The organism is Desulfatibacillum alkenivorans DSM 16219, from assembly GCF_900142135.1.
In the GTDB taxonomy this organism is placed as follows: domain Bacteria; phylum Desulfobacterota; class Desulfobacteria; order Desulfobacterales; family Desulfatibacillaceae; genus Desulfatibacillum; species Desulfatibacillum alkenivorans.
The window spans coordinates 20,925-39,003 of sequence record NZ_FQZU01000030.1; the positions used below are offsets into that span (position 1 = coordinate 20,925).

18 protein-coding genes, 1 tRNA gene and 1 riboswitch are annotated in these 18,079 nt (G+C 53.2%); of the genes, 15 read left to right on the top strand and 4 right to left on the bottom strand.

The genetic code is table 11. From position 1 onward, the window contains the following. Window positions 1-59: 59 nt before the first annotated feature. Window positions 60-255, bottom strand: a riboswitch (cobalamin riboswitch). A 563-nt stretch (window positions 256-818) separates the two neighbouring features. Further along, window positions 819-1,451, bottom strand: a complete 633-nt coding sequence (locus BUE18_RS19675; RefSeq protein ID WP_073477895.1) for a cysteine hydrolase family protein — start codon at window positions 1,449-1,451, stop codon at window positions 819-821. A gap of 404 nt (window positions 1,452-1,855) precedes the next feature. On the opposite strand from BUE18_RS19675, the gene BUE18_RS19680 reads away from it, so the two are divergent. The 4 genes from BUE18_RS19680 (at window position 1,856) to BUE18_RS19695 (ending at window position 4,409) form a co-directional block, all read left to right on the top strand. Next, window positions 1,856-1,931 (top strand) — tRNA-Thr (locus BUE18_RS19680). Between the two features lie 864 nt (window positions 1,932-2,795). Next, complete coding sequence (locus BUE18_RS19685) at window positions 2,796-3,245, top strand: polysaccharide biosynthesis protein (RefSeq protein ID WP_280173713.1); 450 nt, start codon at window positions 2,796-2,798, stop codon at window positions 3,243-3,245. A gap of 43 nt (window positions 3,246-3,288) precedes the next feature. Next, on the top strand, window positions 3,289-3,771 hold the full coding sequence (locus tag BUE18_RS19690) for a response regulator (protein WP_073477897.1): 483 nt from the start codon (window positions 3,289-3,291) through the stop codon (window positions 3,769-3,771). A gap of 149 nt (window positions 3,772-3,920) precedes the next feature. Next, window positions 3,921-4,409 (top strand): response regulator, encoded by a 489-nt coding sequence (locus BUE18_RS19695; RefSeq protein ID WP_073477898.1) that lies wholly within the window; start codon window positions 3,921-3,923, stop codon window positions 4,407-4,409. Window positions 4,410-4,431: 22 nt separating this feature from the next. Here BUE18_RS19695 and BUE18_RS19700 read toward each other — a convergent pair whose 3' ends face one another. Next, window positions 4,432-5,046, bottom strand: a complete 615-nt coding sequence (locus tag BUE18_RS19700; protein WP_073477899.1) for a hypothetical protein — start codon at window positions 5,044-5,046, stop codon at window positions 4,432-4,434. A gap of 67 nt (window positions 5,047-5,113) precedes the next feature. On the opposite strand from BUE18_RS19700, the gene BUE18_RS19705 reads away from it, so the two are divergent. From BUE18_RS19705 to BUE18_RS19750, 10 genes are all read left to right on the top strand, one after another. Next, window positions 5,114-5,692 (top strand): hypothetical protein, encoded by a 579-nt coding sequence (locus tag BUE18_RS19705; RefSeq protein ID WP_073477900.1) that lies wholly within the window; start codon window positions 5,114-5,116, stop codon window positions 5,690-5,692. Window positions 5,693-5,766: 74 nt separating this feature from the next. Continuing rightward, window positions 5,767-6,330, top strand: coding sequence for a HAMP domain-containing protein (locus BUE18_RS19710; protein WP_073477901.1), 564 nt, complete (start codon window positions 5,767-5,769; stop codon window positions 6,328-6,330). 18 nt (window positions 6,331-6,348) lie between these two features. Beyond that, window positions 6,349-6,930: a hypothetical protein gene (locus tag BUE18_RS19715; RefSeq protein ID WP_073477902.1), complete on the top strand. Its 582-nt coding sequence runs from the start codon at window positions 6,349-6,351 to the stop codon at window positions 6,928-6,930. Further along, window positions 6,923-7,636: a tyrosine-protein phosphatase gene (locus BUE18_RS19720; RefSeq protein WP_139264811.1), complete on the top strand. Its 714-nt coding sequence runs from the start codon at window positions 6,923-6,925 to the stop codon at window positions 7,634-7,636. The genes BUE18_RS19715 and BUE18_RS19720 overlap by 8 nt, the downstream gene beginning before the upstream one ends. A 180-nt stretch (window positions 7,637-7,816) precedes the next feature. Beyond that, a complete protein-coding gene (locus tag BUE18_RS19725; protein WP_073477904.1) occupies window positions 7,817-8,413 on the top strand; it encodes a hypothetical protein in 597 nt (198 codons plus the stop codon). 144 nt (window positions 8,414-8,557) lie between these two features. Further along, on the top strand, window positions 8,558-9,700 hold the full coding sequence (locus BUE18_RS19730; RefSeq protein WP_170868416.1) for an outer membrane beta-barrel protein: 1,143 nt from the start codon (window positions 8,558-8,560) through the stop codon (window positions 9,698-9,700). Window positions 9,701-9,805: 105 nt separating this feature from the next. Further along, window positions 9,806-10,690, top strand: coding sequence for an SLBB domain-containing protein (locus BUE18_RS19735; protein ID WP_244549350.1), 885 nt, complete (start codon window positions 9,806-9,808; stop codon window positions 10,688-10,690). A gap of 40 nt (window positions 10,691-10,730) precedes the next feature. Then, window positions 10,731-12,218 (top strand): GumC family protein, encoded by a 1,488-nt coding sequence (locus tag BUE18_RS19740; protein WP_073477907.1) that lies wholly within the window; start codon window positions 10,731-10,733, stop codon window positions 12,216-12,218. Window positions 12,219-12,257: 39 nt separating this feature from the next. Then, window positions 12,258-13,496 carry a DUF4388 domain-containing protein gene (locus tag BUE18_RS19745; protein ID WP_073477908.1) on the top strand — a complete coding sequence of 413 codons (1,239 nt, stop codon included), beginning with the start codon at window positions 12,258-12,260 and terminating at the stop codon, window positions 13,494-13,496. 38 nt (window positions 13,497-13,534) lie between these two features. Next, window positions 13,535-15,082 (top strand): tetratricopeptide repeat protein, encoded by a 1,548-nt coding sequence (locus BUE18_RS19750; RefSeq protein WP_073477909.1) that lies wholly within the window; start codon window positions 13,535-13,537, stop codon window positions 15,080-15,082. A gap of 86 nt (window positions 15,083-15,168) precedes the next feature. Here the strand turns inward: BUE18_RS19750 and BUE18_RS19755 are convergent, their stop codons facing one another. Together BUE18_RS19755 and BUE18_RS19760 are read right to left on the bottom strand one after the other, a co-directional pair. After that, on the bottom strand, window positions 15,169-15,705 hold the full coding sequence (locus BUE18_RS19755) for a UpxY family transcription antiterminator (protein ID WP_073477910.1): 537 nt from the start codon (window positions 15,703-15,705) through the stop codon (window positions 15,169-15,171). Window positions 15,706-16,187: 482 nt separating this feature from the next. Continuing rightward, entirely contained in the window at window positions 16,188-17,159 is a 972-nt protein-coding gene (locus BUE18_RS19760; RefSeq protein ID WP_073477911.1) for a YheT family hydrolase, read from the bottom strand. Window positions 17,160-17,342: 183 nt separating this feature from the next. Between BUE18_RS19760 and BUE18_RS19765 the strand changes: the two genes are divergently transcribed. Then, window positions 17,343-17,969: a TetR-like C-terminal domain-containing protein gene (locus tag BUE18_RS19765; RefSeq protein WP_073477912.1), complete on the top strand. Its 627-nt coding sequence runs from the start codon at window positions 17,343-17,345 to the stop codon at window positions 17,967-17,969. Window positions 17,970-18,079: the final 110 nt, after the last annotated feature.

Genomic DNA, 18,079 nt, shown 5'->3' on the forward strand with positions numbered 1-18,079 from the left:
AATAAAAAAGCCCCAGCCGACAAAGATCATCAGCTTGGGGCGTTGCCATAACTCCAAGTTCGTTTCATGGACGCCGGGCAGGTCTTCTGGCTCACGGATCCTCCTAATCCCCGCGCCTTCCCGGGCCGCTAAAACTTCAGCCCAGTGACATAATGCGGGTTTCGTCCCCGTTCACAGCGGCGGGACCGCGCCGGAATCTCGCCGGCTTCCCTTTTCAATCCCCCTGAGAGGATCACCTTGCGTCCGCTCCGAATTTTGGGTGGTGGTAGCACCGGAAAAACAAGCCTGTCAAGCGGGAATTTTTTGGAAGTAAAAATTCCCGCTCATTTTCACACCTGTCAGGGATATAATTTTTATATTTGATATTAAATACTTACAAATACAAAGCATCCGGCTGAAAATTTTCTTTCCTATCGGCCAGCCGTAACATGCAATGCTGGGGGCCGCATGCCAATAAAGGCGACCCGGAAAGAAGATCGAAGTTGTTCCTGTTTAACGTCCGGCGGACCTTGTTCGCTACCTCTTTTGTAGTCGCGAGGTCTTTTCGCCATGGTTTTCCCGTGGGGTGCAGGCCATGCCCTGCTTGCGGGCGGCCCGGGCAGCGCTGTTTACTGCCTGGGTTCGCCAGAACAAAAGGGGCGACCCGGAACGCTTGTCAAAATGTGACATGTCCGGCGGCAGGCGGGCATAGCTGAAAACGTTTTTTCGTGGTTGCGAGGCCTCCTCGCCAGGGTAGTTTCGAGGTCTCCTCGTTTGTATTTGCGCGGTCCCTATGGTTTCTTTCTTTGCAAGGTTCCCTCAGCTATTTCGTTTGCCTACTATTTTTCAGGAAAACCAATCATGTCGCTCCGGGTCAGGGTAATCACCCTGCGGGTTCCCGGCCCGGTCAACAAAAGGTGCACCGAAGCCTGCTCGATATACAGGTCTGCGGAAGACAGGCAATCCACCGGAAGGATCACCTTTAACTTGCGAAACCCGGCCGCCGTAGCCGTGTGCAAAACCGCGCCGTGAGCCGCGGTCCCTGTGACGATGACCGTATCCACGCCTTTTTCCTTCAGAATTTTTTCCAGGTCCGTGTTCCAGAACTTGTCCACGCTGGAACTGACGATGGGCTCGCCCGGAAGGGGCTTGACCGGCGGCAGGATGGTCTCGGGAGTCCCCCGGGGCGTCAGGCTGTACACCACAGGCATTCCGGCTGCGCGAGCCTTGCCGATCAGGGCGGCGATGCGGGGAACGGTCTCCAGGCAACGAGGGCGGCGGTCGGCGTTGCAGGTAAGCTCTTCGATGTCCAGGACCAACAGGGCTGTACCCGCCGGATCGGGAGCGACCTGCTTCAATTCAGGCGCGGGAGGCGGCGTAACCTTGTCCCACAGGGCGTCTATGGACTCCGCCTGAGCCAGACCGGTGATAAGGAAGAGCAATATCAGGGCGTAGGACAAAAATCTCTGCATGGTTTCCTCCTTGACGGGCGTGTAAACGGACTAACGGATGCTCCGAAAATGCTGTGCTATTTCAGGGGATTTTAGCCCGCCCCGCCCTGTCCTGGCAAATTTTTATTGTGTGAAGCCAGAGAGGCCGGGCGAATGGGACGAACGCCCCCCCCCCGCAGGCGCAGGCAACGCCTGAGGCCTTCAGCGCTTCCTGCCAGCCCTGGCATGCAATGCCATGGACCGCAGGCCAACAAGGGCGGCCGGGAACGGGCGTCGTAATCCGTCAAAACCAGCGTTCGGCGAGCCTTGCTTGCCCCCCGATTTTCCTTCTGCAGTGTGCGGCTTCCTTTGAATTTTACGCCTTCTTAACACTTTCGGCTTGACGCCTGACAAAGCCCCGTGATACATGCCTTTTCCAACATCACGCCGACGTAGCTCAGCTGGTAGAGCAGCTGATTCGTAATCAGCAGGTCAGCGGTTCGAGTCCGCTTGTCGGCTCCAAAGAAATCAAGGGGTTACGTGAAAATCGTAACCCCTTTTTTCATTGGTTTTGACCCCATGCAGCCCATATGACGTCAAATATAACCTGTTCTTCTTTAAAAAAATGGCTGCATGCCGCCGCCCAAAGGCTGACTGGTCACCTGTTTAAACTTTTTTTAAATCATTTGCTGATGCATCAGAGAGAATTCGGGCCACTGCATTTACATACTAATATTATAAAAACTGATTTAAAGATGTGTTTATAAATGCAGCAGAGAAACTTTTATTTAACAGTGTTCACAATAGTGAAATACTCCAAAGATACATTTTATTCTGAATAATTTTGTATTAAAAATAAATAAACCCCGCATTTTCCGGATGGCTCAATCCTGGCGCCGGAAAATTTTAAGCGGATTTCACGCAGGAAAAAATGGATTTTTTGATGTGTGGAATATCATAGCCGCTTTCGCATTATGCCTTGACAATAAAGGGCCTCCAAGCTATATCCTCCAACCATTACCATAGGTTCTAATGGGTTCCCCGATCGGGAATATCATACCGATTTGTCCTCTGATCTGTACGGAAGATGTAATCGAGAGGGCGGAGCCATGTCCGCAAGACAAAACCGGCAAAACCCATCGCAGCGCTTCTGTTAGATAATTGAATATCAATCTAATATTCCCCTCACAAACAAAACGGGCGTTTGCTATAAGCGATTCGCGCAGCCCTTCCGGCAATATCGTCCGTTCAATCCTGTCAAACACGCCTTTCCCGTCTGAATTATACAGACGCCTTTCATTTCCCCCTCCGCTCGTTTCTTACCGCATACCTAAGAGCAAGTTTTGACGACAGACGCAATAGATCGCCAACTCCCATTTGGTCTTATTGAGTAGCTCCATCGGATCAGAGTTGTGCAAGCAGATTGAAGGATACGGGCCGAAAAAACTGCTCATGGCGGATAGAAATGAATCGGGCCTGCATGACATCAACCTGCAAATCAGGGAAATGTACCCGCATCTGGAAACGGATGAGCTTCTTTGCGCCGTTCAAAACCGGGAGTTGATGAACCGGCTTTTTTCCGCCCATAAACCGGGCGTGGACATTGAGATCAAGAACATCGGCCTGCGTCCGGGGGAAAAATTATACAAAGAGCTTATCACCGCTGGGGAAGACGTGATGCAGACCCAACACAAGGACATCGTGGCGCCCAACACAGACCATCACAAGGCAATCGAGGGCCTGAACGCCTTGGTGGAGGCTGCCATGGCCGGGGACGGCCTGACCATCAAGCAGCTGCTTAAGGAGATGGCGCCTGAGTACACACCTGAAATCTAAGCATTTCAAATAGGCTGCCGAACAGCCCCATGAGGACGAAATTATGGCTAATCAAGACGCCGAAAAAATTTTGGTAATGGAAAAAGACGGCGAATGCTCCCATCTCCTGGCCGGCAGGCTGGGCCAGCTCGGCTACAAGGCCGACATAGCCGGCTCCTGCGACGAGGCCCGGGCCGCCCTGGAAAGAAGCGAGTACGCCGTGGTCATCGCCTGTTCGGAGATGCCCGACTGGGGAGGCCCCAAAGGCATGGCCGGCCTGCGCTTCAGCCGCCGCAAGCCCGCCATGCTGGTGACCTGCGACCAGGAATGCCGGGACGAGGCCCTGAAATGCCTTTCCAAGGGCGCCTACGACTACCTGCCGCGGCAGTGCGAAAAATCCAGGCTGGAAGTCACCCTGGAAAGGGCCTTGACGGAAAGGGCCTTGGCCCAAAAAACCCGGCGGTGCAAAAAGGCGGCCCTGGGGCTGGTTTTGTCCACGCCCGCCTGGGTTGGAATTGGCATGGTTTTGGCATACTTGACGGTCTAAGCCGGAAAGCGCCCGCGCTGGGCGGCGCATTTTTTCGCGGCTTGAAGTTTGCCGCCGAAGGGACGGTTTTCAGATCAAGACCCTTGTTGCCATGAACCGGAAAACAATGGTATTCTTTCGGCATGTTTTAAACTTGGAGGGCGGGAACATTGGGGCAGCCTGAAATTGCTGAAAGAATACTTGTTATCGACGACAACAAGGAGTTCGCCGATACCCTTGTGGAGCAGCTTGACGACCTGGGATACTCCGCCCAGGCCGTGTATGACGGCGCCCAAGGCATAGAAGCCTATTCCAAGGGCGAGTACGCCCTGGTGATCACGGACCTCTCCATGCCCGGTTTGGACGGCATGGATGTGCTGGAAGGCATTCTGGCCCAGGACTCCAAGGCCACCATCCTGATGGTCACCGGATACGGCACCATAGAAACCGCGGTCCAGGCCATCAAGCTCGGGGCCTTTGATTTTATTCCCAAGCCCTTTAAACTGGCTGAACTTGAGGCGATCATTCGCCGGGCCTTCGGCCGGAAAGACCTGGAAAAGCAATTCAGCATTTTCCGGGGCCTTGCCTGGGGCCTGGCCATTTGCATTCCCATCTGGATCGCTTTGGGCTACTTCTTGTACAAGTTTTTTATCGAGTGATTGCAAGGCGGGCGCCGGACCTTTAGTAGGTCTGGGGGGCGTTCGGATCCATAAGATGTTTGCCCACGTATTTCGCCAGGATGTCCGTCGCCTTGCGGGACGGTTTAATGATCAGGTAGTGGTTGGCCACGGCGTGGGCCATTTCCCGGGCCAGGGAGGCTTCGTCAATCTCTGACGGCACGGCGTACACGGCTTTGTCCTGGGGGATGTACCGGGCGCTGACGCCTCCCGAGGGGCGTTCGTTCAATGCGTTTTCATAAGCGACTCGGAACTGAACGTCGTCGGGAAAAAGATACAGGACGATTTTGGGGGTTCTTTTTTTCATGTCCAACAGGATTTGGACCCGGTCGAACAGACTGTCCACCTTTTTGGAAATGTCGCCGGAAGAGCCCCAGGAGATGCTTCTGTTGAACAGAGTCCATCCTCCTGCATCGTACTTGACGCGAGAGCCCAATAATCTCAAATCGTCGGGATTTTGATAATAGACCACCATGTATTTCGTTTCCAGGGTTCTCCAATCCCCCTGGGGGGCGGCGGCGGCTGCGCCGTAAAAAATCAAGACCCCGATGAAAGTCCCTAAGACAGTCAATTTTTTGTATGCAGTAAAACTGAACATTTTTGTCACAAATCCCAACAATGCTTGCTCCTCCTGTTTGACTATCGGGAGGCCAAGGCGAATGCTTTAGGCGAAGGAGCGGGATTTCATGAAAAAAGTTCTACTGTGCCTCATCATTGCAGCAGTGTGCATCTATGCCGTTTCCTGCACGTCCGAAGAACAGCCTGACCAGGGTCCGGTTGTGCTTCGCGTTAATGATTACTGTTTATGCCAAAAGGAGTTCCGGGATTTGCTGGCCCAGGAAATGCGGCTGGATGAACACTACAAACTCACTTTGGACGCCCAGAAGCAGTTTTTGGAGGATCTGGTCGCCCGCCAGGTGCTGATCCAGGAAGCCAAGCGCCTTGAGTTGGACTCAAGGCCCGATTTTGTGCTTTCGGTGCAGCGCTTTTGGGAATCCACCCTGATTCGGGATTTGATGGACATGAAGGCCCGGGAGATTGAAGCAAACACCCTGGTGACCCAGGAGGAAGTGCTGGATCTATACCGGAAGCAAAAGCAGAGTGATCCGTACCTGCCCGCCTTTGAAGACATGCGGGAGGAACTTTTTGACAGGGTGATGGAAGAAAAAAAGACCCGCCTTCTTTCCGAATGGATCAAGGGCCTGGAAGCCGGCAGCCGTGTGGAGATTTCGGAGAAATCCCTGTTCGGCCAAAGCGGGGCCTGATCCGTCGCGTTCAATTGCGTTATGGCGGCTTTATGCTTACGATGGATTCGAAACCTGAAATTGAGGAGGGGAAAATGCCGGAAAAGGCCATCATGCCCCGCCGCAGGCAATATTTTGTCAAACGGGATTTTCAGGGCGCGTTTATTCTAAAGTTCTGCCTGCTGGTCTTGCTGGGCGCCGTTGCTTCAACCTTGCTTATTTTTTATTTTAGCGGAGATACTCTTACCTCCGATTTTTCCAATTCCAGGCTGGTGATACAAAGCACTTCCCGGGCCATACTTCCCGCCGTGATCATGACCAATTTGATTACCCTGGGGATGGTAGCCCTGGCTGTCCTGGTGCTTACCTTGGTGATTTCCCACAAAATCGCCGGGCCTTTGTTCCGCCTGGAAAAGGAGCTGGAAAAAATCGGCGGCGGAAATCTTAAAACCGTGGTCACCCTGCGCAACAAAGACCAGGTGGAGGCTTTGGCGCAAAGCATCAACTCAATGGCAGGACAATTGCATACTAAAGTTTCCGACATTCGCGACTCGCTGGACCAGATGGCCCGGCGAATGGAACATGAAGATGCAACCGGGAAATGGGCTGAGAATATAGAGGATGTCAAGAAGAGGATAGATGCTCATTTTCAGTTGTAATGTCGGGAATAAACGCTTATGGGGTGGAAGATATCCTGCCCGAAAATCGCATGCTTTGTCTGGGCCCTGGTCCAGGTTTTTGGGCTTGCCCGCCCCGGGCTGGCCGCCCAAAGCGGCGATTGGAACACGCTGGAAACCCAGTACACCCGGATTCAGTATCTTTCCCGGGAGGATTTGCGCAGGTTCAACGCCTCCATAGACTACGGGCCCGGGCATTGGGGCGCCAAAAGAGTCCTTCAGGCCAAACCATCCCCCAGCCTGGAAGAGGGTTTAAGCAACAAAGTGGACGCCCTGTTCGAGCGGGTGCAGGAAATCCTGGACATGCACCCCAAGATGGGCAAAGTCCGGATCCTCCTGCTGCACGACAAAAAACATCTTGCCGCAGAATATCATAGACTTTTTAAGGCCCCGTGCCACATACGCTCCTGGTACCTGCACATAGGCTCCACCATTTATGTTAACAGTAAAGACGTCCGCGTGGGCGTTCTCGCCCATGAAATGGGCCATGCCGTGTCCGAGCATTTTTTGGTTTTTCGCCCCCCGAGAGTCAGCGCCGAAGTCTGGTCCATGTATGTAGAAGCCCACCTTTTTGATGATTGATTTACATTCGCATATTCTCCCCGGATTGGACGACGGTCCGTCCTCATTAAAGATGGCTCTGGAGATGGCCCGGGCGGCCGTGGATGACGGCGTTACGGTCATGGCCGCCACCCCCCACACGCTGAACGGATCGTACCACAACCCGCGTGCGCGAATCCTGGAAGCCCATCGGGTTTTCAGCGAAGCCTTGGCCAAGGAAAACATTCCCTTAAAGGTGCTTCCAGGGTGCGAGGCGCATCTTTGCAGCGAATTGTTAAAGGAGATTCAATCCGGAGACATCTTGTCCTTCGCCGACAAAGGCCGGTATCTTTTATTGGAATTGCCGCATCCTTTTCTTCTCCAGGGCGTGATCGCCTTTATTAACCGCCTGAACGTCATGGGTTTGACGCCCGTCATCGCCCATGGAGAAAGACTGCCTCTTGTCCAGCAAAAGCCCTCGATCATGCAGGACATAGTCAACGCCGGCGCTTTATGCCAGGTCACTGCGCAAAGCCTGGAGGGAAGCCTGGGCCGCCGGGCCAGAAAGTGTTGCCAGGACCTTTGCAGCCTGGGGCTGATTCATTTGGCGGCCTCGGACGCTCATGATTTGACAAACCGCAGGCCGGGATTGTCCAAGGCCTATAAAATACTTGGGGAGATGATGGAAGAAAGTGAAGTGCATCACATACTAAACACTACTCCCCTGAAAATCATTGGCGCCGGGTAAAATTAAAGACGTCAGGGTATTAATTAATTGCTTTTTTTTTGGTATCCACTGTGATATATATTTCCGCTGAGAACTATGCATAGACAGGTCGATATGCATTAATAGTCTGTTATTTCTCAGTATACTTTTTGAGGAAGGACAAGCCGCGCTTGTAATTCCGTGGTGTACAGGAGGTGTGATATGAAAGGTGTTATTAAGCTCCGCCTTGCTAAAACCGGACCGGCAATGGCTCTTCTGATGGCTGTTGCGGCCTTTCTGGTTTGCACAAACGCCTATGCGGCGGGTAATGTTGATGCACTTGTGGCCGGCAGTTTCAATTCGGTAAAAGCAGCGCAGGAGTCAGGGGATCCCATTGATCTTGAGAACGCCATGACTGAGGCGGAGAATGCCTTGAACGCTCTTGCAGACGCTGTAGAGGGGGCCGCCCCTGACGAATTACAGGCCCTTTTAAACGCCTATGTCGTGATGCAAAACGTCGTGGCTGATATTGCCAGCGCAGCCGACGCTATTGGTGCAGAGAGCATAAAAAGCCGGGCTGCAGCGGCGCAAACCAGCCTCTCCACGCCCATGGATGCCTTGATTACTGCGGGGGCGGATTTGTCGGCTGCCCAGGACCAAGCCCTGGCTTATCAGCCTCCTTCTGCGCCCTCGACGCCGGCCGCGGCTGCTGCAGCAGGTCCCGCGTCCTTAGCCCCTGGAACGGTTGCCGGCGGCGGAGGCGGTGGAGGCGGCGGCGGAACCGGAATTAACGATACGAATCCCGCTTCCCCGATTTAAGCGGGACAAAAACGGCGATAATGCTTTTGAAATCCAGGTTTGAATTATAAGGAGTTCTTCCTCATGGGAAAAATTCGTGCAATAACTGGCCTTACAATTTTGATTACGTTTGTTTTGGCTGCGTTTGTCTGGGCTGGGCCGGCTTTGCTGATTACTCCTAAGCTGGGGCTGGGGTATCGCTACGACAGCAACTATTATACCTCACCTGCCAATTCCGCCGGAGTCCATACCTATCTGGTGGAGCCCGGGATCGGCGTGCAGTTTTCCACGGCCAAAAGCATGATCAGTTTCGACTATACGGCCAGCCCGACGTTTTACGATGATGCGGACGACCTGCAGCCCGGCCAGATCAAGGCCAGCAAGGCCGATTACGTGGGCCACGATTTGGCGTTGAACGCCATGACCCAGCCTAGTGAACGCCTGGAACTTGCCCTGAGCGAGACCTACAGCCTGACCAGGGACCCTGACAAGCTGGACCAGTACAGCAACGAGACGGGCAAGGATAAGTACTACATCAACACCCTCTCCCCCCGTGCGCTGTACCGTTTCACCGATCGCTTTTCAGGCCAGGCGACCTACAGAAACACCATTACCGATTACGATGATGATGCCAGCGAAGACAACCAGGAGAACAGGGGCATCTTCGATGTCATATACAACCTGAACTCCAAGTCGTCGCTGGACCTGGAATACCAGTTGTGGGCCCGGGACTATGACATGCTAACCTCGGACTACACCTCGCACCAGGGCAAGCTGATCTACCGGCAGCAGTTCCATTACTTCCAGTTGGAGGCCGGCGCCGGCTACCAAAGCCGCGAGTTTGACGCCGTGGGAATTAAGGATATTGAAACCTTTACCTACAGGGTCGCCCTGGAAGGACAGAATCCTCCGGATGACGGCGATCCCCGCAGCTACGTCAGGGCGGCTTTTTCCAGCAACTTCAACGACGCCGGGTCCGGAAACGAGTACTACAAAGGCCCTGAGCTTTCTCTTGCCGGAGGGCATCGGTTCCTGGAAAAGATCTACCTGGATGTGTGGACGTCCTATAGAAAAAGCGATTACGAAACCACGTACGGCCTGAATTCATCCAGTGTTTTGGTGCTGCGCGAAGACGACACCTATGAGATGGGCGCCCGTTTGGGCTACAAGATCATTGAACCCGTCATTATATCCATCGAGGGGGGATATAAGAACCGGGATTCCAATGTCGCGGCTTACAGCTATGACAACACCTACGTGATGGGCAGAATAGACACGGCCCTGGAATTCGGACGCCGCGCCAATTAGTCATTGATTTTAAAAACATTTAAATTCCAACCTAATACACCCGGCGGGCTTCGCCTTCCGGGTGAATTCGGATTAAAAATGAATAAACAATGCAAGTTGAGCAGTATGACCGTAGCAATTTGCTTGGCGGTGTGCGTATTATTGCGCCTTGCGCTCCCTGCAGCGTGTTTCGCGCAACGGGACGAGTACCGCATCGGCGCTACGGACGTTCTTAGTTTGAAGGTTTATGCTGGCGGCGAGCAGCAGATAGACATGGAGTTGACCGTATCGGTTCAGGGAACGATTTCCGTGCCCATGGTCGGACAGGTCATGGCTTTGGATCGGACGGTGCCCCAACTTGAGGAGTCCATTCGAATTCCTCTGGAAAAAGATTATTTTGTGGATCCCCAGGTGCATATTGTCATTACGGAATATCACAGCATTCACTACTACATTTCCGGCGCCGTTAAAAACCCCGGCAGCTATGAGTCCACCTCCCGCCTCAGCCTGATGGAGCTTATCGCCAAGGCGGGAGGCGCTCTTCCCGAAAGAGGCAACGTCGCCTACCTTTTGCGAAGCGCCGCCACGGAAGTGGAAGCAAGTACGGACATGAATACGCTGGTCAGCGCCAAGGATCCCGACAAGATCGACTTAAGGCGCCTTCTCGACCAGGGGGACCTGAACAACGACGTGGTCCTGGAGGCGGGGGACGTGGTTTACATCCCCTTCCAGAAATCCCTCAGCCTGGCTTCCAGTAAAATCTACGTGGACGGCCAGGTGGCTTCTCCCGGGGTGTACGATTACCAACCCGGGCTGACGGCTTTGAACGCTTGTGTGATGGCGGGCGGATTCGACAAGTTTGCCGCGCCCCACAGGGCGTCCATTATCCGCGTTGAAAACGGAGAGCAGCGCGTTATCAAGATCAACCTGGTGGCTGTGCGCGAGGGAAAACTCATCGATCCGGAACTGGAGCCGGGCGATCGGATCCATGTGCCTGAAACCTGGTTCTAACCTCTTTGATTATTTTTGATTCATAAGACCGGAGCAAAATATGGAAGCGCCCCAGCAACAGGAAATTGCACCCCACCTTGCTGATTATTATCACGTTATCCTGAAGCATAAATGGACCACATTCTTTGTTCTGATTGCGGTCGTCATTCTTACAGCGCTGTTCACCATTTATACGGAGCCTGTGTATCAATCCACGGCGACCCTGGTTATTGAACAGGAGCAAACGGCGTCTCCTCTCACCGGAGAAAGAATGGATTTCGAGAGTTTCGCTTCCCAAACCCTGACCTTTAACACCCACTTTAAACTGATTAAATCGCGCCCCGTCCTGGAAAAGGTCATCAGAAGGTTAAAGCTGGACAGGCCCGAGTACTCCAAGGATATGGAGATCAGCCCCATTCGCCAGATTCTGGCCCAGGTGAAAAACAATATCAAGCTGCTGCTCTCCCAGGAAGAGCCCCCCAAAACGCCCGACGAGGTCCTCCTGGAGCTTACCGAAGCGCTTAAAATGAAAATCTCCATTGAGCAGGTTCGGGACACGCGTCTGTTGAAAATCAGCGTGGAAGACCGGGACCCCAAGCAGGCTCGCGACATCGCCAACACCCTGGCCGAATCCTACATCGAGTTCAATACAGCCAATCGCCTGGCCGCGTCCCGCAACACCCTGGCCTGGATCGCCGATCAATCCTACGCCATGAAGCAAAATCTTGAGGCGGCGGAGCAGGATTTTGTGGAGTATAAGCAAAACCACCTGCTTTTTTCCGTGGAAGGAAAGATTGACCTCATCACGCAAAAGATTGAAGAGTTCAACTCCGCCTATCTGGAGACGAGAAATAAAAGACAGGAGTTGGACGCCAAACTAAGCAAGCTGAGGGAAATGCTTCAGTCGGGAAATAGCGGCGTGGAAGTCCGCTCTCTGATAGACAGCCCCATCATCAGCACCCTGTACTCCAAGCTGCTTAGTTTGGACACCGAGTTATCCACCTTGTCCCAGACATACAAGTCCAAGCACCCCAAGATCGTCCAGGCCAAATCCGCCCTGGAAGAGACGAGGCTCAAATTCCGGGAGGAAATCAAAAAGGAGCTTACAAGCATGGAGGCTGAACGCTCCGTTTTGATCGCCAAGGAAAACGCCCTGCAGAAGAACATCTCCGACTTTGAAAAGGACGCCCTGGAAACCAGCAAAAAAGAACTGGAATACGGCATTCTCCAACGCAATGTGGACACCAACCAGAAACTCTATGACACCCTTTTGGAAAAACTGAAGGAAGCCGACGTGGTGGAGGACGTGGACACCTCAAACATCCGCATCGCCGAACCGGCTTTTAGCGCGGTTAATCCCATCCGTCCCAAAAAACGCCTGAACATGATGTTGAGCCTGGTGCTGGGCCTCATGGCCGGTCTGGGCCTTTCCTTCTTGCAGGAATACCTGGACCAGACCTTCAGGACGGAAGATGAAGTTTTACGCTATCTAGAGGTCCCCGTGCTCACCGTGGTGCCTGTTGGAGATCCGAAAAAGTCGAAACAGTAAAGGCCTCGGCTTGACAGTCAGTCTATAAAAGGAACTTGCATGAAACCAAAAAAACTGAGCACCAAGAAACGCACCAGGGATTTGATCTCCCTGTTTCTTGCCAATTACAAAGGCAAAAGCCGTTTTGCCGAGTCCTATCGGACGCTTCGCACGAACATAGACCTTTCTTTTCTTGAGTCCGAGTTGAAATGCCTGCTGATCACCAGCGCCGGCGAGGCGGAAGGCAAAACCCTGACCGTGGCCAATTACGCCTTTAACCTGGCCGAGGCCGGGCGCAGCGTTTTGATGGTCGACGCCGACCTTAGAAAGCCCTCTTTAAGCAAGCTCCTTGTGAATAATGAGGTCATAGGCCTGACCGGCCTGCTGTCCCGGGTCATGGGAACCCCCGTCACCGAGGGGGACTTGGGCAAGATGAGCGTGGGGGATCTCATTCGTCTGCTTCAACAGCAACGGAGGACCGGCCGCCTGCAACTGTCCTCGCAAACCGAAAACAAGTTAATTAATTTGGATTTTCTGGCCGGAGACTTGGCGGACTGCACGTGGGTCAACTGCCCGGAGGAGCGCAGCCTGGCCAGCCACTTGGTGCAGCTTGCCCTGATTACTTCCCAGCAGGCCCAACAAGCGCTTAAACGCGCCAGGGACACGGGGCAGAAGTTGCCCATGGTCCTGGTAAACGCCGGCCTTTTGAAAAAAAAGCAAGTGCGCGGACCGTTAAAAAATCAGCTTGCCCAAAACCTTCGCCTGGCTCTCGGCATGAACGATGGAAAGTACGAATTCAAGCCGGCCATGGATATGAAGGCGGAACCCAAAACTGTTTTCGCCATTAACCTGACGGAGATTTATGAGCGTGCAGCCGCCGATGAAGAGCCGCTGCCTTTTATCAATGCAGGCATAAAAGCCGCCATGCTCAAAACGCCTCAGCCCGGTTTATTCCTGCTTCCTTCAGGCGCGCTGCCGCCTAATCCATCGGAATTGCTGGGCTCCAAACGGATGCTGTTTTTGCTTTCCCGTTTTAAGGAGCTTTTTGACGTGGTTATTCTGGACTCCCCCCCTATCCTGCCGGCCAGCGACGCCCTCACCCTGGCGCCCCATGTGGACGGAGTGGTTTTTGTGGTGAAGGCCGGAGGCGTGAACAGGGACCTGGTCAGGAAGGCGGTGGATCAGCTTAAGAACGCCAGGGCCAATGTGGTGGGCGCAGTGCTCAATCAGGTTGACGTGCATCGCGAGGGTTATTATAAATATTACGAAAAGTATTACTCCAGCTATTACGGAACCTGACGCCGTTCGAACCAAGCAGGCGCCGGGAAAGGATTCCAGTGGCCAGGCCCCATAATCACGATTCTTCAAAAGCCCCTCCTGGGGCTTTTTTTTCGGCCAGACTTCTTGCAGCCGTCGCGGTGCTTGTGGTCTTTTTTGCAGGAACTTATGTCCTCGGGCATAAACTGACGGCGCAGATTTATTTTGAAAAAGCGAAAAATCAAACAAAGGCCGGCCATTACGGCCTGGCCGTTCAGGCTATCGAAAAGGCTTATCATCATGACCCCCACAACCTAAAGATTCTGGCAGCCTACGGCAACGCCTGCCTGGACGCCTCTTTCGCCACAATATCCATCAAACCCAAACAGGAGCGCGCGGCCTTGGCGCTTAGCGTCTTTGAAACCGCCGTGGAGGAAAACCCTCTGGACGCGGCATGCTGGTTCGGTCTGGGGAGAGCTCAGGCCCTGATGGAGGAGTTGCATCCTGAAAAGGGCAGGAACTGCTCCTATTTGGATTCGTTCCGGCAAACCGTGTCTTTGCGGCCCAATGGCATAACATACAATATGCATTTGGCCAGATGCCTGGCCTACTGCCGGCAGGATCAGGAGTTGAGGCAGGTGGTCAAACATATCGCCCGAATCTATCCTCCTTCCGTTTATCACTTGACCAAGGAGAACTACTGGACCCCCGAGCTGGAGCCTCAGCTTAAGGCGGGCCTGGCCGAAGCCATCAACCAAAGCATCCTGCCCAGACAGGCCCATCAGGCCATGGCTTCCCTTTTGGAGCGGGAAGGGGATTACGCCCGGGCCATTGACTATTATAAGCAGTCCCTCAACTATTTGAGTTTTGAAAACACTGGCTGGAATTATATCCATTTGGGAAGCCTGATGCTTAAAAACAATCAGCCGGAAAAAGCCTCGGAGGAGTTCCTTTACGGTCTTTCCTACTCTGAATACCTGGAAAAGGACGTGGAGAGAATTTTCCACATCTATCGGCGGGAAAAGCAGTTGGCGTTTTTCGCCCCGTTTTACAAACAGGTCGTGGAGGATTTTTTTGTCTCCTCGCGCCTGAAAATCCTCATCGGCAGAGCCTATTTTGAACAGGAAGATCTTGAAGACGCCCAGGTGATTTTTGGGGAATTGGCTCATAAGGAAGAAAACGCCGAGGCTTTCTACTGGCTGGCGAGGATCGCCGATAAAAACAAGGATTGGCCCGCCATGGAGCTTAGCATCCAAAAAGCCACGGTCCTGGAGCCGGATAACAGCCGGTACCACCTCCTGTTCTCGCAGGTTCTCAGCAGGCTGAAGAAGTACGAAAGGTCGGAAAAGCAGGCTTCGCTGGCGATTTCCACGGCGGAAAAGCCGTCCCCGTGGCTGCATAATCACAGGGCCTATGTGCTATGGAGGCTTGAAGACTACAGAGGCGCGCTGGAAGACTGGCAGAGGGCCATTGAATTGAAGCCGGACAGGGCCTCCTTTTACGCCCAGGCCGGCAAATCGGCCGAAAAGCTGGGCTTGCACGATTTGGCCAGGGAATATTTTCAAAAATCCCTGCAATTGGAGCCCAATAACCCGACCTATCAAAAGCTGGCGGACGGCGCCCCTTAACAAGGCCTGATTCAAAAAATGAAAAAGCCGGAAAAGACGTGATAAGGTCTCTTCCGGCTTTTGTTTTTTTATGCCTGAAAAGCCGGCTATCCGGCTTTGCGGTACGACTCCATCAACTGAACGTCGGCGCCGCCCATCTCCACCGCCACGGACTGCCCCAAGGCGTCTATGTTTACCAGGATTTTGCCCCCGCCCTTGTTCCGCATGAAAACGCCCGTCACCCCGGCGAAAGGACCGGAAACAATTAAAACCAGATCTCCGGCGTGATAGCAGGGGCCGGTTTCCAGCGCCTCCTTCTGAGAGACGATTCTCAGAGAACTGATGGTGTCCTCGGGAATGGCGATGGCGCCGCCGGTGTTCCCAATGAGGGTGACGGCGCCAGGGGCTTTGAGAATGCTGAAATGCTCCTGGGACCTTAAAGCGGCTCTGACGAATAGATAACCCGGAAACATAGGGACATCTATCATCTTTCTGCGATCTTTACGGCGGCTAAGCATCCGCATTTGCGGATAAAATGACTCTATGGATCTCGCAGCCAGATAGTTGTTTACACTCGCCTCGTGGCGGCTCTTGGTATAAAGGGCATACCACTGTTTCTTGTCAACATGGAGGGACGCATTCACAGTAAAAAACCTCTATTTGAGAAATCATTTGAACGTTCCGCATTCGTAGCAAGCCGGGCGCAATCTGTCAATATCAAACGTTCGTGAAAATCCTAAATAATACCAGTTAAATGTAATATATTTCACACTTTTTGAAAATAGACTGTAAAATCAACAATAAAGAATTGCTGTTTAGATAGTATTGGTTATCATCACCTTTTATCATTTTCTAACAATTGCAGGTGAAATTTGGCCACAATAGGAGTTTTTGGGACACATAGGTTGTGTTTTATTCTTTATGGTTTGTTTCCATGATTTGCGGTATACTGTGGTTATTGATTGGCTTTTATTTGGATTTTGCGAGTGGGCCTTTTATGTTTTCGGAGAGCGTGATCCAGCCAGTCCGCCCATGCGAGCCCGCAGGCCTCATATATAATGCATTTCTATTACGCCGTTGGCCGCCTTATGGGGGAGTCAAGCCCGTCCTTACTTGCACGCCTCGTTTAGTTTAGATGGGATGCAAAGATCTCCTGCAGCTTATGATCCACCCAGGATGTGCGGGTGAATGATTCGATGAAGGCGTTGTGGCCGCCGTATTGATGGATGATCATCCGGCAGGCCGCGCTGGTTTCCAGGCCGAAAAAGTCCTGCACGGGGATCACCGGGTCGTCTGCGGCCGTTACAATCAGAGTGGGGACGAGAACGTCCTTGAGCCAGCCGTTGTTCACCGCGTAAGCGTCAAAGTAATCATGGGCCTTTTCATAGCCCGCCTCATAGATGTCCAGCAAAGCCTGGGTCATATCCCGAAGATTGGCTTCGGCCAGGACCTTTTCCAGGCCCAGGCTGGGGAAGAGCTTGTTTTTGACGGCGAGGGACCTTTTCCATTTGCGCATGAAATACCATTGGATTAGAGGATCGGCGTCAATGGCGTCGCAGGCCCGATTGGGCGAGATCACAGGGCTTATCGCCGCAACCTGCTTGAGGTTGGGGATGCGATGGCCCGGCTCTTTGGCGGCGATGCGCAGGGCGAAGTTGCCGCCCAGGGAAAATCCCGCCAGGAAAACCGGCTTGCCGCCGCTCAATCTTGCGGCCTGATGCACTCCCTGGAAAACCTCGTCCAGCAGGATGGACAAAAAAATGCCTCTGTTAAGATAATGGGACTCTCCGTGATCCCGGAAATTCAGCCGGAAAACATCATAGCCCAGATTGTACAGACGCCGCCCCGAACTGAGGATATAGGACGAGTTCACGCTTCCTTCCCAGCCGTGCAGCATAATCACCAGGCCCTTGGAATCCCTCTCCGCCTGGGGTGAATAAAAGCCCTGGAGCCTCACCCGGTCTTCGCAATGAAGGATCACCTCCCGGGAGGCGGAAACCATGGGGTTTTTCCCCAAAGCCCTGTACCGGCTGCTTGCCATCAGCGTTTGTATATACGATCCCCGCAAGGGGCGAATCGGTAAGAACAGGTCATTCATGGTACATCCTTTGCAAAAGAAAGAGGCGGCGATGGAATGATCCCCGCCGCGAGAAAAAGAGCGTTTGTTCGATTTTTGATCAAGACCTTAGCCCTGTCGGGCTGAAAATGCAAGCCCGCCTTGACATGCAAGGGCGGGGATTCTTAACTTATGCAGGGTGAGAGACTTAAAAAGGACGCAGCTATGAACGAAGCATTTATCAACGAAGACGAAGCGGAGATAATCAAAGGGCGCATACTGGGCGAAGCGGTTCAGATCATGTTTAAAGGGGCTTTCCACGGGCTTGGCATCAATAAACTGGCTGTGGCCCTGGATATGACGGAAGAGGAAATCTACGCCCAGTTCAATAATAAAGATGAAATATACCTGGAAATACAAAAACGTGGATTTGAGCTTTTAGGGGGCCTGTTCTCCCAGGTCTCCGCCCAGAATATCTCCCCCAGGGAAAAAATCCGCAGGATGGCCGTGGTCTACGTTTCCTTCGGCCTGGAAAACTCCGCCTACTACGAGGTCATGTTCAACCGCCAGGGCCCTAAATACGCGGATTACAAAGACACGCCCATGGAGCCCGCCGCCCTGGCGGAAAAGATGGCGGCCCTGCAAGTGCTGGTGAATGTGGAGACGGCGGTGCGCGAGGTTTTGAGCGAAACGCCCAACGCTGCGGACGCCGACATCTGGGAACGGGTTATCCGCGGCTGGATGCTGTTGCACGGATACATATCCTTGATCAATAACCGCACCTTACAGGAATTGGAAGCCCAGCCCACAGACCTGCTGGAAGGAATTCTCGACTCCCTGACCTCCATCTGATCCTTCTATGCCCTCATAACCTGATGATTCACTTCCCTTGCCCCCGCGCATCGCCGGACCCGTCCGGCATTTTTTTTTCGTCCAGGCCTTGAAAGACATGGTTGTATTGT

Excerpts from the sequence above, each read along its gene's own strand:
- BUE18_RS19675 (WP_073477895.1), bottom strand. The coding sequence starts at position 1,451 with ATGCAGAGATTTTTGTCCTACGCCCTGATATTGCTCTTCCTTATCACC.
- BUE18_RS19690 (WP_073477897.1), top strand. The coding sequence starts at position 3,289 with ATGGCTAATCAAGACGCCGAAAAAATTTTGGTAATGGAAAAAGACGGC.
- BUE18_RS19705 (WP_073477900.1), top strand. The coding sequence starts at position 5,114 with ATGAAAAAAGTTCTACTGTGCCTCATCATTGCAGCAGTGTGCATCTAT.
- BUE18_RS19710 (WP_073477901.1), top strand. The coding sequence starts at position 5,767 with ATGCCGGAAAAGGCCATCATGCCCCGCCGCAGGCAATATTTTGTCAAA.
- BUE18_RS19715 (WP_073477902.1), top strand. The coding sequence starts at position 6,349 with ATGGGGTGGAAGATATCCTGCCCGAAAATCGCATGCTTTGTCTGGGCC.
- BUE18_RS19720 (WP_139264811.1), top strand. The coding sequence starts at position 6,923 with ATGATTGATTTACATTCGCATATTCTCCCCGGATTGGACGACGGTCCG.
- BUE18_RS19725 (WP_073477904.1), top strand. The coding sequence starts at position 7,817 with ATGAAAGGTGTTATTAAGCTCCGCCTTGCTAAAACCGGACCGGCAATG.
- BUE18_RS19735 (WP_244549350.1), top strand. The coding sequence starts at position 9,806 with ATGACCGTAGCAATTTGCTTGGCGGTGTGCGTATTATTGCGCCTTGCG.
- BUE18_RS19740 (WP_073477907.1), top strand. The coding sequence starts at position 10,731 with ATGGAAGCGCCCCAGCAACAGGAAATTGCACCCCACCTTGCTGATTAT.
- BUE18_RS19745 (WP_073477908.1), top strand. The coding sequence starts at position 12,258 with ATGAAACCAAAAAAACTGAGCACCAAGAAACGCACCAGGGATTTGATC.
- BUE18_RS19760 (WP_073477911.1), bottom strand. The coding sequence starts at position 17,159 with ATGAATGACCTGTTCTTACCGATTCGCCCCTTGCGGGGATCGTATATA.
- BUE18_RS19765 (WP_073477912.1), top strand. The coding sequence starts at position 17,343 with ATGAACGAAGCATTTATCAACGAAGACGAAGCGGAGATAATCAAAGGG.